This is a genomic window from Sphingobium sp. EM0848 (genome assembly GCF_013375555.1).
GTDB lineage: Bacteria > Pseudomonadota > Alphaproteobacteria > Sphingomonadales > Sphingomonadaceae > Sphingobium.
The window spans coordinates 1-13,769 of the sequence record NZ_JABXWB010000004.1; the positions used below are offsets into that span (position 1 = coordinate 1).

11 protein-coding genes and 1 pseudogene are annotated in these 13,769 nt (G+C 62.5%); 6 read left to right on the forward strand and 6 right to left on the reverse strand.

From position 1 onward, the window contains the following. Genes HUK73_RS17390 through HUK73_RS17400 form a run of 3 tightly spaced genes read left to right on the forward strand, consistent with a single transcriptional unit; the run spans window position 1 to window position 2,660 of the window. On the forward strand, window positions 1-957 hold the full coding sequence (locus tag HUK73_RS17390) for an acetaldehyde dehydrogenase (acetylating) (RefSeq protein ID WP_070936405.1): 957 nt from the start codon (window positions 1-3) through the stop codon (window positions 955-957). Beyond that, window positions 954-1,997: a 4-hydroxy-2-oxovalerate aldolase gene (gene dmpG / locus HUK73_RS17395; protein WP_070936407.1), complete on the forward strand. Its 1,044-nt coding sequence runs from the start codon at window positions 954-956 to the stop codon at window positions 1,995-1,997. Before HUK73_RS17390 ends, dmpG begins: the two co-directional genes overlap by 4 nt. Window positions 1,998-2,033: 36 nt before the next feature. Further along, window positions 2,034-2,660 (forward strand): biotin carboxylase N-terminal domain-containing protein, encoded by a 627-nt coding sequence (locus tag HUK73_RS17400; RefSeq protein ID WP_084653593.1) that lies wholly within the window; start codon window positions 2,034-2,036, stop codon window positions 2,658-2,660. Between the two features lie 230 nt (window positions 2,661-2,890). Here the strand turns inward: HUK73_RS17400 and HUK73_RS17405 are convergent, their stop codons facing one another. Beyond that, window positions 2,891-3,199, reverse strand: coding sequence for a transposase (locus HUK73_RS17405; RefSeq protein ID WP_242003433.1), 309 nt, complete (start codon window positions 3,197-3,199; stop codon window positions 2,891-2,893). Between the two features lie 116 nt (window positions 3,200-3,315). Between HUK73_RS17405 and HUK73_RS17410 the strand changes: the two are divergent. After that, window positions 3,316-4,489: pseudogene (locus HUK73_RS17410) on the forward strand (IS3 family transposase). A 221-nt stretch (window positions 4,490-4,710) separates the two neighbouring features. On the opposite strand, the gene HUK73_RS17415 reads toward HUK73_RS17410, so the two are convergent. The 3 genes from HUK73_RS17415 to HUK73_RS17425 all read right to left on the reverse strand — a co-directional run bounded on the left by HUK73_RS17415 (window position 4,711) and on the right by HUK73_RS17425 (window position 6,664). After that, window positions 4,711-5,475, reverse strand: coding sequence for an IS6-like element IS6100 family transposase (locus HUK73_RS17415; protein ID WP_013054031.1), 765 nt, complete (start codon window positions 5,473-5,475; stop codon window positions 4,711-4,713). Between the two features lie 39 nt (window positions 5,476-5,514). Beyond that, window positions 5,515-6,000, reverse strand: coding sequence for a hypothetical protein (locus HUK73_RS17420; protein WP_218036643.1), 486 nt, complete (start codon window positions 5,998-6,000; stop codon window positions 5,515-5,517). A gap of 70 nt (window positions 6,001-6,070) precedes the next feature. Further along, a complete protein-coding gene (locus HUK73_RS17425; protein ID WP_013039114.1) occupies window positions 6,071-6,664 on the reverse strand; it encodes a recombinase family protein in 594 nt (197 codons plus the stop codon). 139 nt (window positions 6,665-6,803) lie between these two features. Here HUK73_RS17425 and HUK73_RS17430 point away from each other — a divergent pair, with 139 nt between their 5' ends. Beyond that, window positions 6,804-9,761 carry a Tn3 family transposase gene (locus HUK73_RS17430; protein WP_011627729.1) on the forward strand — a complete coding sequence of 986 codons (2,958 nt, stop codon included), beginning with the start codon at window positions 6,804-6,806 and terminating at the stop codon, window positions 9,759-9,761. A 370-nt stretch (window positions 9,762-10,131) separates the two neighbouring features. Here the strand turns inward: HUK73_RS17430 and HUK73_RS17435 are convergent, their stop codons facing one another. Further along, complete coding sequence (locus tag HUK73_RS17435) at window positions 10,132-11,370, reverse strand: site-specific integrase (RefSeq protein WP_013039113.1); 1,239 nt, start codon at window positions 11,368-11,370, stop codon at window positions 10,132-10,134. A 161-nt stretch (window positions 11,371-11,531) separates the two neighbouring features. Between HUK73_RS17435 and HUK73_RS17440 the strand changes: the two genes are divergently transcribed. Further along, window positions 11,532-12,482 (forward strand): hypothetical protein, encoded by a 951-nt coding sequence (locus tag HUK73_RS17440; RefSeq protein WP_051743944.1) that lies wholly within the window; start codon window positions 11,532-11,534, stop codon window positions 12,480-12,482. 46 nt (window positions 12,483-12,528) lie between these two features. Here HUK73_RS17440 and HUK73_RS17445 read toward each other — a convergent pair whose 3' ends face one another. Next, window positions 12,529-13,512: a ParB/RepB/Spo0J family partition protein gene (locus HUK73_RS17445; protein ID WP_030092784.1), complete on the reverse strand. Its 984-nt coding sequence runs from the start codon at window positions 13,510-13,512 to the stop codon at window positions 12,529-12,531. Between the last annotated feature and the right edge of the window lie 257 nt (window positions 13,513-13,769).

A 13,769-nucleotide genomic window follows, 5' to 3' on the forward strand; every position in this document is an offset into this window, starting at 1 on the left:
ATGGCCAAGACCAAGGTAGCCATCATCGGTTCGGGCAATATCGGCACCGACCTGATGATCAAGATAATGCGCCTTTCCGGCGTACTGGAAATGGGCGTGATGGTCGGGATCGATCCGGCCTCCGATGGCCTCGCCCGCGCGCAGCGACTGGGTGTTGCAACGACGGCGGAAGGGATCGATGGCCTCATCAGGATGCCCGAGTTTGCGGACGTCGGGATCGTGTTCGACGCTACTTCGGCCGGAGCGCACAAGCGCAACAGCGAACTGGTGCTCGCCGCTGGCAAGCGCATGGTCGACCTTACGCCTGCCGCGATCGGGCCTTACGTGGTGCCGCCGGTCAATGGCGAAGTGTGCCTCGATGCCAAGAACGTGAACATGGTCACTTGCGGCGGCCAGGCGACCATCCCGATCGTGGCGGCGGTGAACCGCGTGGCCAAGGTCCACTATGGCGAGATTGTTGCCTCGATTGCCTCGAAGAGTGCTGGCCCGGGCACCCGCGCCAACATCGACGAGTTCACCGAGACCACCAGCCAGGCGATCATGGACGTCGGCGGCGCGACGCGCGGCAAGGCGATCATTATCCTCAACCCCGCCGAACCGCCTTTGATCATGCGCGATACAGTCTATTGTCTGTGCGAAGATGCCGATCAGGATGCGATCCGCAAGTCGGTGGAAGACATGGTCGCCGAAGTGCAGAGCTATGTCCCCGGCTACCGCATGAAGCAGGCCGTACAGTTTGAGCATATCGGCTCCAACCGTCCGCTGCGCATCCCGGAAATGGACGGCGAATTCACCGGGCTCAAGGTCTCCGTCTTCCTCGAAGTGGAAGGCGCGGCCCATTACCTGCCGGCCTATGCCGGCAACCTCGACATCATGACCTCTGCCGCGCTCAAGACGGCCGAGAAGATCGCGAACCGCATGCACGACAACGAAATACAAGGGGGAGCGGCAGCATGACTTTCGACCCGACCCAGCAAAAGCTCTACATTCAGGACGTCACTCTGCGTGACGGAATGCACGCTATCCGTCACCAGTATGGTCTGGACCACGTCCAGGCGATTGCCCGCGCACTTGACCGGGCCAAGGTCGACGCGATCGAAGTCGCCCACGGCGACGGCCTGCAAGGCTCCAGCTTCAACTACGGCTTTGGCGCCTACACCGATTGGGACTGGATCGGCGCCGTGGCCGAAGTGCTGGAACACTCGGTGCTGACCACCCTCCTTCTGCCCGGCATCGGCACAGTCCACGATCTGAAGCACGCTTATGAGTTGGGTGTGCGTTCGGTGCGCATCGCGACCCACTGCACCGAAGCGGACGTCAGCAAGCAGCACATCGAGGCGGCGCGCAACTTGGGCATGGACGTCTCGGGCTTCCTGATGATGAGCCACATGACCAGCCCGGAAGCGCTGGCCCAACAGGCCCAGTTGATGGAAAGTTACGGCGCGCATTGCGTCTACGTCACCGACAGTGGTGGCGCGATGAGCATGGATGACTACGCGGCGCGCGTTGCCGCCTACGACAAGGTACTGAAGCCCGAAACGCAGCGCGGCGTGCACGCGCACCACAACCTCAGCCTTGGTGTCGCCAACTCCATCGTCGCGGTGCAGAATGGTGCGGTCCGGGTCGATGCGAGCCTTGCCGGCATGGGCGCGGGGGCAGGCAACGCTCCGCTCGAAGTGTTCATCGCCGCTGCCGACCGCATGGGCTGGAACCATGGCTGCGACCTTTATGCCCTGATGGATGCCGCCGAGGATCTGGTGCGTCCGCTGCAGGACCGCCCGGTACGCGTTGACCGCGAAACGCTGACGCTGGGCTATGCCGGTGTCTATTCCTCCTTCCTGCGCCACGCTGAAAAGGCTGCCGGGGAACATGGCATAGATACCCGCGCCATCCTTGTGGAACTGGGTCGCCGCAAGATGGTCGGAGGCCAGGAGGACATGATCGTCGATGTCGCGCTCGATATGATCAAGCAAAGGTCGGCAGCCGATGGGCAATGACTTTGAGAACCTTGCGCAGCAGCGGAGCTCCGCGCGATGAGAAAGATTCTTGTCGCCAACCGCTCCGAGATCGCGATCCGTGTCTTTCGTGCTGCTACGGAACTAGGGATACGAACGGTTGCAATATATGCAGAGGAGGACAAGCTTTCTCTCCATCGGTTCAAGGCGGATGAGGCCTATCATCTGGGTGAGGGTCTTGGACCGATTGCAGCCTATCTGGATGGCCCGCGGATCATCGAAATCGCGAAGGCCGCTGGCGTAGATGCAATCCATCCTGGTTATGGATTTCTGTCCGAGAACCCTGATTTCGCAAAAGCCTGTGCCGACGCAGGTATTACCTTCATTGGTCCGAGCCCTGCGACAATGCACAGCCTGGGCGATAAGGTATCAGCGCGTAACATAGCGGTTAGCGTCAGTGTGCCGGTTATCCCGGCGAGTGAACCGCTGCCCGACGATGAAACTGCGATCAAAATGATCGCGGCAGATATCGGTTATCCTTTGATGCTCAAGGCGAGTTGGGGCGGCGGTGGACGCGGCATGCGCCCGATCGAGGATGAGAGTGGTCTCATTGAGGCCGTGCGCTCGGGCAAGCGCGAAGCGAAGGCTGCCTTCGGCCGGGATGTGAAGCAGCGTTGGAGTGGGACCCGCTCTGACGGGAGGTAATGCATTGATTTCTATCCTTATACTGGCGCATGCCGGGGTCCCGATCGGCGCCGATCGGGACCCCGGTCAAAACCAACTTTTTACGGCAATTCAAAATGATAGATCGTGAAGTAGGAGGGGCCCGTTCCAGCGCCGATCCACACCCTTGTCCGCGAGCAGCGCCGTGGGTGTGGCGACGGGGATCGCCATCAGCGGTTCGGCAGCGGTGTAGTCGGAAGCCTCGCCGCCGGTCAGGATGAAGCCGACAGGCAGTCCCTGATTGTCGCAACGGGCGTGGATCTTGCTCGTAAAGCCGCCGCGTGATCGACCAAGAGCGTTCGCACAAGCCCCCCTTTTCCGCCCGCTGCCGAGACGTGGCCGCGAACGCTGGTGCTGTCGATCATGTGTTGCCAGTCGTCGGTCAGACCCAGGTCGACCAGTGTTTGCAGCAGGGCATCCCAGACACCTTGTTCGGCCCAGCGACGGAAGCGCACATAGACGGAGTTCCACTTGCCGTATCGCTCATGCATGTCGCGCCAGGGACAGCCGACCCGCAGCACGTGAAGCATTCCATTGAGGAAAAGCCGGTTATCGCCCGCCGGCCGCGCCCAACTGATCTGCCCCCTTCTGAGTGGTCCAAAATTGATGATATTTTGGATTACGAAGGAGACAAGGTATGCCGAGCAAAAAGCATCGCCCGGAAGAGATTATCGGCAAGCTGCGTGAAGCGGAGGTTGTGCTGGCGCAGGGCGCGACGACCGCGGAGGCGTGTCGGCGGATCGCGGTCAGCGAGCAAACCTATTATCGGTGGCGTAAGGAATATGGCGGCCTGAAGACCGATCAGGCACGTCGGATGAAGGATCTGGAGAAGGAGAATGTGCGGCTTCGCCGTGCGATCTCGGACCTGACGCTAGACAAGCTGATATTGCAGGAGGCCGCCCGGGGAAACTTCTGAGCCCCGCGCGCCGAAGGCGCTGTATCGATCACATCAGAATGATGATGCCGGTGTCCGAGCGACGGGTCTGCCGCGTGCTCGGGCAACATCGATCGACACAGCGCAAGGTGCCTCGCGGGGCCGATGACGAAGCAGCTCTCACCGCGGATATCATTGCGCTGGCGCGGCAATATGGTCGTTATGGCTATCGCCGAGTGACGGCGTTGCTGCGCAATGCAGGGTGGCATGTGAACCGCAAACGGGTCGAGCGCATCTGGCGACGCGAGGGGCTCAAGGTGCCGCAAAGGCAGCCGAAGCGCGGGCGGCTCTGGTTGAACGACGGATCGTGCATCCGGCTTCGGCCGGAATATCCCGGGCACGTCTGGTCCTATGACTTCGTCGAGGGTCGCACCCACGATGGTCGCAAATACCGCATCCTGTCGATCATCGACGAGGCGAGCCGGGAGTGCATGGCGTTGCCCGTGGCGCGTAAGCTGAAGAGCGACGATGTGCTGGCGGCGCTGGCCGAACTGTTCGTCACGCGCGGTCCGCCCGCGCATATCCGGTCCGACAATGGCCCGGAATTTATCGCGACGGCGGTGCAGGAATGGCTGGCGAAGGTCGGCGTGAAGACGCTCTACATCGCCCCCGGATCGCCATGGGAGAATGGATACTGCGAGAGCTTCAACGGGTCGCTGCGCGATGAATTGCTCAATGGCGAGATCTTCTACTCGCTCGCCGAGGCCCGGATCCTGATCGAGGCTTGGCGGCGACATTACAACACAGTCCGGCCGCACAGAGCTCGCTCGGGTATCGGCCACCGGCGCCAGAGGCCGTTCCATCGCCAGTGTCGCCCTCCGGTTCCGCTTCGCTCCACCTACGGCCAACACTGGCGATGGAGGCGTCAATGCACTAACAGTCCACGCGGACCACTCGGTGGGGGCCGGTCAGCGCGATCCTGAGCCATCTGCGAGGCAACGCTGTGCACAATGCCCAACGCCTCGTCTGTCTTTTCGCGATAGGCGATACCGACATCGATCACCGACCTGGAATATTCCATGGTTATGTTCACGACATTGGTAAGGCTCTGTTGCAAAGATTGGCGGCAGTCACAGGTAGGCTGTCGCTCTGCGCCGATCAGGCGGCTGCTGCGAAATGGTGGTTGAGCATGTCCATGGCCTCCGTCAGTGCCGAGGGCCCAATGCCGAAAGCTCTCTCCACAAGGCGCACCTCTCCCCTGATGCCGGGCTGCAGGCACCAGGGACGAGCCTGTCCTTTGCGCAGGGCTCGCATGACTTCGAATCCCTTGATCGTGGCATAGGCCGTGGGGATCGATTTGAAACCGCGCACCGGCTTGATCAGCATCTTGAGCTTTCCGTGATCGGCCTCGATCACGTTATTGAGATACTTCACCTGCCGGTGGGCCGTCTCCTGGTCCAGCTTTCCTTCGCGCTTCAATTCGGTGATCGCTGCACCATAGCTCGGCGCTTTGTCAGTATTGAGCGTGGCCGGCTTTTCCCAGTGCTTCAGGCCTCGCAGGGCCTTGCCCAGGAACCGCTTCGCTGCCTTGGCGCTGCGGGTCGGCGACAGGTAGAAATCGATCGTGTCGCCCCGCTTGTCGACTGCCCGGTACAGGTAGGTCCACTTGCCCCGCACCTTGACGTAGGTTTCATCCAGGCGCCAGCTCGGATCAAAGCCACGCCGCCAGAACCAGCGCAGCCGCTTCTCCATCTCCGGGGCGTAGCGCTGGACCCAGCGATAGATCGTCGTATGGTCGACCGAAATGCCGCGTTCCGCCAGCATTTCCTCAAGGTCGCGATAGCTGATCGGATAGCGACAATACCAGCGCACCGCCCACAGGATCACATCACCCTGGAAATGGCGCCACTTGAAATCCGTCATCGCTCCATCCGTTCAATCTCCGCCAAGCATGCTCAAGCTTCACGATTTTTGCAACAGAGCCATCTGCACGCCGGTGCGCTCCCTCGCCTGCTCGGCCGCCGCACGCCAAGGTGCCCCACCCCCGGGGCCAGTGAGCAGAACGAAGCGGCCATGGCCCACGACGTCGAGGGTGGATACGGTGCGCCGTCCAAGCTCGATCCACGCGTGCGGCAGGCGCGCGCCCGGCCATGTGGTCGCCTGGTAGCAGATATCGCTTGGCCCCGGAGGTATCGGCTCGGGCGTACCGTCATCAACCCTGGCGCCCACACGATATCGATAGCCAAGTTCGACCCCAATTGCATTGAAGCCGAAGTCCTGAAGCTTTACCGCCTCATCCAACGCCGCCCGACGCGCCCTCGCCTCTTCAGTATCGTCGCTGAGGGTTAAAACCCGCTCCCAACGATCCTCTGTGCTTTGGCCCGGAACGATCCCGATCGCCGCAGGAATGGCGCCCATCTCAAACAGGGTGCGATTGGCACGCTCCACGATCTGGCGGCCGATCGGTGCTCGCTCGGCACTATAAGGGGTGACTGCACGAAAGTGACTTATCTGCACGCTAAGAGCGAACGGACCGGGAACGCTGGGACTTTGTGTTCTTCTCCGTGGCTTCGAGGGCTTTGTAGAGGGCGGTTTTGCCGATCTTGAGGCGCGCGGCGGCCTCGCGAACTGTGAGGCCGGAAGCGATATGTTCGCGCGCCTTGCGGAGCTTGTCAGGTGTGACCACTGGCCGCCGCCCACCGGGGCGACCTCGCTCGCGAGCGGCCTTGAGGCCTGCATGGGTGCGCTCCCGGATCAGATCGCGCTCAAACTGGGCAAGCGAGCCGAAGATGTTGAACACCAGCATCCCGCCCGAAGTGGTGGTGTCGATGTTCTCGGTGAGCGAGCGGAACCCGATACCTCGCGTCGCTAGCTCGCCGACCTTCTCAATCAGATGGCTCATCGAGCGCCCAAGACGGTCGAGTTTCCAAACCACCAGCGTGTCGCCGCTGCGCAGATAGGCGAGCGCCTCGGCCAGGCCGGGCCGATCGGCTTTTGCACCAGATGCGTGATCGTCGAATATCCGGTCGCACCCGGCCGCGTTCAGCGCGTCGAGCTGGAGTGAGAGCTTCTGGTCTGCCGTCGAGACGCGCGCATAGCCGATCAACGCCACATGCAGCCCAATCCTGTCCGTTTTCCCATCATTATCTGATCTTGTCCGAATCGCCGTTATAGGTCCAGAGTTAACGGACATATTCCTGCTGGCCGCCAGAGGACCGTCTGACGGACAAGGACGCGGAAGGAGATAGTGCTTGGCGAGACGGCGACTGGTGAGCGCGGAAATCTGGGCAGGGCATTATGGCGCGCCGCTCGATGAGCGCGAGATTGCGCGGCACTATACGCTGACCGGTGACGACCTGGAAATTGTCGGCCGCCGTCGCGGCGATGCCACCCGGCTCGGCTACGCGATGCTCCTACTCTATATGAGATGGCCTGGCCGTGCGCTGGAAGCGGGTGAAGTCCCGCCCGCTCCTGTGCTCGCCTATGTGGCGCAGCAACTCGGCGTCGCGCCCGAAGCCTTCGCGGACTATGCCCATCGGGACCAGACCCGTCGCGAACATCTCGTTGAAATCCGACGATCGCACGGGTTCAGGATTTTCGACCGCAAGGCTTTCCACGAAGTTGTCGCATTCTCGATCCCGATCGCACAGACCATCGTCCACCCCGGCCAGATGGCGGGGGTCATCGTTGACGAACTTCGGCGCCGGCAGATCCTCCTGCCTTCTTCATCGGTTCTCGAAGCGGTACTCCGGCGTGCTCGCCAGCAGGCCGAACAGCTTACCTATGAAGTGCTCACGAACGGCCTGCGGCCCGATACGCTGCAGGGGCTGGACGATCTGCTGGCCCGACGAACAGGGCAAGCCGCGACATGGCTATCCTGGCTGCGCAATGCACCACAGTCGCCGGCAGCGCGCAACATCCTACGCCTGATCGAACGGCTCACTCATATCCGCGCGCTGGATCTCGATCGCGCCCGTGCCGACATGATCCCGGCTTTGACTTTTGACAGGCTGGCGGACGAAGGCAGCCGGATCACACCCCAGCACCTTGGCGAACTCAATGCCCTGCGCCGCCATGCGACGCTGGCGGCGCAGGGCATCCGTCTTGAGGAAAGCCTGACCGATGCCACCCTGACGATGTTCGACAAGCTGTTGGGCAGCATGTCGCGTCGCGCCGAGAACCGGACCCGTGACAAAGCCCTCAAGACGGTGCGCGAGTTGCAAGGCCATCTCCGGACGCTCACAGGGTCTTGCCGCATTCTCATCGAAGCGCGCACCAACGGTGTGGACTCTCTGGCGCAGATCGAGGCGCTGGATTGGCAGCGCTTCGCCGTGGCGGTCGCGCGGGCCGAAGTACTCGGGCGACCGGAAACCGTCGATCGCACCGCTGAATTGATCGAGCGGCATCGCACGGTGAAGCTCTTTGCCGGTGCCTTTCTCAACACCTTCGAATTTCGCGGCGCCGGTGCGGTGCAGGGACTCCTGTCGGCGCTTACCATCATCGCGGAGCTATACCGGACCGGCAAACGGCGCTTGCCTGATCGCGTGCCGCTGCGCTTTGTGCCCTCCGCATGGCGGCCGTTCGTCCTGCGGGACGGCATCGTCGATCGCGCCGCCTATGAACTATGCGCCTTGTCCCAGCTACGGGAGCGGTTGCGAGCGGGAGACATATGGGTCTCGGGAAGCCGCCAGTTCCGCGATTTCGATAGCTACCTCATCCCGCCGGCCACCTTCGACGCGCTTCGCGAGAAGGGGCCGTTGCCGCTCGCCATCGAAACGGACTTCGATCGTCATATCGAGGAAAGGCGCGCCAGGCTCGACACGGCGATCGAACAGGTGACGGTCCTCGCCCGACAGGGCGAGCTGCCCCAGGTCAGGCTTGACGAAAGCGGCCTTATCATCTCGCCGCTGAAAGCGGCAACGCCACCCGCCACCGAGATTGCCCGTCGCGCTGCCTATGACCGACTGCCGCGCGTGAAGATCACCGATCTCCTGCTTGAGGTCGATGCCTGGACCGGGTTCAGCGAATGCTTCATCCATCGGCGTTCGGGCCGGGAGGCCGACGACCGCAATGCGCTGCTCACCGTCATCCTTGCCGATGGCATCAATCTCGGCCTCACACGCATGGCGGAAACCTGCCGAGGCGCAAGCCTGCGCCAGCTCGCCCATCTCCACGACTGGCACATCAGCGAGGCCGCCTATGGTGAAGCGCTGGGAAGGCTGATCGACGCCCATCGCGCCATGCCGCTCGCCGCGCTGTGGGGAGACGGCACCACCTCGTCGAGCGACGGACAGCAATTCCATGCCGGGGGCCGTGGCGCCGCAATCGGCGACATCAACGCGCGCAGCGGCAACGAACCGGGCGTTGCCTTCTACACCCATGTCTCGGATCGATATGACCCCTTCGCGACCCGGGTAATCGCGGCGACCGCCGGCGAAGCTCCCTATGTGCTGGATGGCTTGCTGTATCAGCAGACCGGCCTGACAATCGAGGAGCACTACACCGATACAGGCGGTGCATCGGACCATGTGTTCGGCCTTATGCCCTTCTTCGGCTACCGCTTCGCGCCGCGCCTGCGCGACATCAAGCAGCGTCGTTTGCACCTCCTTCCCGGCCAGGAAGCCGGCCCCTTGCTTGCCGGCATGACGGCCGAACCGATCGCATTGGGTCATGTCGCGGCGCATTGGGATGAACTGCTGCGGTTCGCCACATCGATACGCACCGGCACCGCCACCGCTTCGGCGATGCTTCGCCGCCTGTCCGCCTATCCGCGACAGAACGGACTGGCCCTCGCGATGCGCGAGCTGGGCCGCCTCGAACGCTCGATCTTCATGCTCGACTGGCTGCGCGACATTGATCTGCGCCGGCGTACCCAGGCGGGCCTCAACAAGGGCGAGGCCCGCAACGCGCTCGCACGCGCGCTCTTCTTCAACCAGCTCGGCGAATTGCGTGATCGGCGGTTCGAGAACCAGACCTATCGCGCCTCCGGCCTCAACCTGCTCGTCGCCGCCATCATCCTGTGGAACACCCGCTATCTCGAAGTGGCGCTGGCTGATATCGGCACGCCCGACGAAATCGCACGTCACGTCGCGCCATTGGGCTGGGAACATATCTCGCTCACCGGCGACTATAGCTGGAATGTTGAAGATCGGCCCGATCCGGATGTCCTGCGGCCACTGCGCGCCATCAGTTCGTTGCTCGCCGCGTAACGTTCACCATACGTTCGCGCTTAGCGTGCGGATGCGTCACTTTCGTGTAGTCACCCCAAATAGCGCGATCAGAACGCCGCCATTTAGCGCGAGCGTTTACACAGGATAAGATCCATACCGTTTCCGGAACCACTTTCTTGTTTCCTCTTCGAAATTGGACTGTGCTGATGAGTTTGAGCGATGGTGGCTTCGCTCATACACTACGCGCTACCAGGCCCCTGCCCGTTTCTTAGGCTTAACGTTGTAGCTCAAGACCCCGGGGGCTCAGCCTCCCTTCTCCGGTTCTTGCCGCTGCGCAAATCCCTCGATCTACCTGCCGCCGTCGTGTGGTCGCACGGCATCATCCAAAGACCTATTTAGGCCGTCATGACTAGCCAATCTTCGCCATAAGGCGCCCCGCCGCCCCCTGCTCTGCCGCGAGATTGCGATTATAAGCGAGCGGCATCCGCGGCGACTTCCACCGCAGCGCGTCCATGATGCCGGCCAAATCCTCCCCGCTGGCGAACAGGTCCTGATTGAGCCCGATCCGCGTCGAGTGCGCACTGATCCCCTTCAGCAACCGCGCCAGATCGTCCGCCGTCAAATCGGGCAGCGCGCCACGGTCGAACGCGCGGCCGATGATCGACCGAAAGATTGGTCCGATCGAGCCCGGGTGCAGCGCCACGGTGCCGATGTCATATTCGACGCGCGCCTTCACCGCCGGCTTGGACAGCGTCTTGCGCAGATCCCACGTCTCCCGGCCCGAGATGCTGTCGATCGGCCGACCGCGCACGGCTGCCCGCGCCTTGTAGCGCCGCACCTGCACCCGCCGGAACAGCGGCCCTGTCGTGATCCCCGCCGCTTCGGTCCACGCCGCGATCGCCGCGACGGTGCGCGGGCTGAGGTAGGCGGTCGCCCCCTCCCCGTCTTGATCGCCCTTATGACGCAGAATCTGCAGCAGCCGCGCTTCGGGATCGATCGCCTCCTCAATATGCTCAATGGCGACCGCCACCAGTTCGGAGGCGCGCAGCCCGGTGTCATAAGCGGCCGATAGCAGCGCCCGATCACGCAGCCCCGGCAGATCCTCGCCACAACTCTCGAGCAGCGCGCGGATGTTGAGCCCCCGCGCCTTGTCGCGCTCGACGTCGCGCACCGGGCCCTTGAACCGCAGCGGCCGCGCCTGCTTCTGCGCAGCCCCCTTCTCGCGGCGCACCGTCTGGAGCCGCAGCTTCACCAGCGGCGCCGGCGTCGGATCCTTGAGCTCGAGCAGCTGGTGGATCTTGGCGATCGACGCCTTGTAGCGGGATAGCGAGGCCGGCCGGCTCCCCTTCCCGGCCCGCGCGTCGAGATAATCGGCCACGGTCTCGGGCGTGGCCGGCAGCGCGATCCGGTTGTTGCGCCTACACCACGCATCGAACGCCTCGACGTCGGACTTGAGCGCACGGATGCTATGGGGCGATGAAGCGGCCTGATAGGCGGCGATCAGGCCCTCGTTGACGGTGATGCGCTCGCCGGCGCGCATCTGCACGATCGTCCACGCAAGGTCGGCCGGCGCCCTGACGGCCGGCAGGACAGCCTCAGGCGGCGCTACGGGGATTTCTGGCCCTTCCCGGGCGGTTTCGGTGCTCACGACGCGCCTCGCTCCTCAGCCGCGCTTGTAGCCCACCTTATAAAGAACGGTCAAATCTGCTTATGTGATAACTGCAATTATCGCATATGAACTTTTCGACGATAGCATGAGGCGAAACCAACTGCTGACTTTGGTTTCCTCACGCGCTAAGCGTAAGAGCGATGCAGGAGATCGTCGACCGCCGCGCAAATGACCCAATGTTGCTGCTCGGCCGGCTCGACGGCCGGCTTCATCATAGTACAAGCGCCGACATTTTCCTTGCGCGATCGCGCCTTCACGGCGCCGCGGCGTTAGCAGGTCTCGCCGGCGTGCCGATCGCTGTCGGCGACCTGCAGGATTGGATCGCGGGGCGAAGCGCCCCTCCCCGCGCCTCCGAAGGTCTCAACGATCCGATATCGGTGGCGTCCATTTTCCACCTCGCACTAAGTCGGGACGAGGATGTCAGAGACCCGGTTGGCCGCGCATCCCTCAATGCTCTCCGAACCATCCTCGACGACCGTGCAGAGGCTGAGCGCTATGGTGGAGACGATCTCGCACACTTCGGCCCGCTCTGGCGTCAGGTGAAGTCTGCGGCGGATGCACCCTTCCCCGTCGCCGATCTCCGGTCCATCGCCGAGCGCGTGTTCGCTCTTGCCGAAATGACCGAGCGTCTTCCGGTCGGCGCCTCGGAGGTTGTTGCGATCGACGGACGCTCGTTGGAGCTTCCTCCCCGCTGCCGCGATCGCAACTGGCTCGTCGCGACCGCTCTTCCTCGCATGCTCTACCGCGCTGGCTTCACGAGCCGCATCATCCCCTCACTGGTGCCGCTCCCCAAGTTCATGCCCCCTTCCCCTGCCGCGCTGACCGGGTTCCTCGCTAAGGAGATCGGGCAGATCAGCGCGGCGGGGCTCCGCGAGCTTTCCGCAATTGAGCATGACGTCGCCAAGCTCACCAATTTAGGTGCAACTCAGCGAAGTCGCCTGCCGCTTCTCGGGCGCCTATTGATCGCCTATCCAGGGCTCCAGGCATCCTCCGTTTCGAAGCTGCTGTCTGTGACACCTCAGGGTGCCCGAAAGCTCCTCGCGGCGCTGCCCACCACGCCTGCCGCGCAGCGCCGGCTGCGGGCCGAATAGCGACCGGGACGCCCTCCGTACTGAAACGCCGTCTCGCTTGTTTTGCTCAGCTCGCCGGCAACAGTTCTTCGATCGCTTTCATGAGCTCGGCCTTCGTGGCGCCGGTCCGGGGCACGATCTTGATCGTGATCCCCCCACCTCTGGCACTGGCATAGCGCAGAATCGTCTTTCCGCCTTTGCCCGTGATCTCTCGCTCGCCAGTCTCCTTCTTCTTTGCCTCAACGGTCGCACGAACAAGTCGCTTCGCCACCTCGGGTCCGGTCAGACTGGAACCACCATTCCTACGCTCGGCCTCGATGCGCTCGGCCTCGTCTCGCATTCGCTTCAGAGTTTTCGGTTCGCTGGTCAGCGGTTTGATATCGCGCGCCACTCGAACGGTAATGTCGTGGGTGTCCGAAAATGCCGCCACGATCTCCTCAGGAAGCCTCGCAACATCCAGCAGGCGGCTCAGCCATGACCGCGAGAGGTTGAGATGCTCCGCCATCTGGGACTGGGAGTTCTCGTAAAACTCCGACAGCGCTCGCGCATATTCCTTTGCACGCTCCCAGTCTGAAATGTCCTTTCGCGACCGATTTTCAACGTCCGAAACCCGGAATGCCTCTTCATCCGTGACGGTCTGGATCGTGACGAGATAATCAAATTCTGGATGATGATGTTCGCGGAGCCACTGGACGGTCCACCACCGGCGAACGCCAGCGATGATCTCATAATCGTAGTCAGGATCGTCCTTCAGACGACGCACGATCGCCGGGATGCGCTGCCGCTTCGCCGCGAGAAAGGAGTCGATCAGATCGCGACAGCTCTCTTCGGACAAATGGTCCAGGTCGCGATTGTGCATCCGCCAGGGACGGCAACGAGCCGGGTCCACCCACTCCGTTCGATCGGTAACCGTCTTGCCGCTCGCTATCCGCGCCAGGGTCTGGCTTCGGCTCGCCATGATCCCTTCCGAGGGGCTCGCATTGTCAAGCTCGGCCTCATTATCCAGGCCTTCGGTGAACATCGAGCCGAAGCCCTTATTTCCTTTTGTCATCGGCTCGCTCCTACTCGAATTTCCGGCATCTTGGAGACCCGATTTGTTGGTCTGTTGCCACGTGGCAACAAACCGAAATTCGCCTCGCCTTCGGCTCCCCTTTTCTGAGGGAAAACTGATCCTGGAATTTGGCTCATGATACTGTTTATAAACGCTTTCCTTGCTCGGTTGCCACGTGGCAACAACGCATCATTCTTAGCAGATTTCAGCCCCATAGACGGCGAACAATTGCCCGCAGTTGCCACGTGGCAACTGCT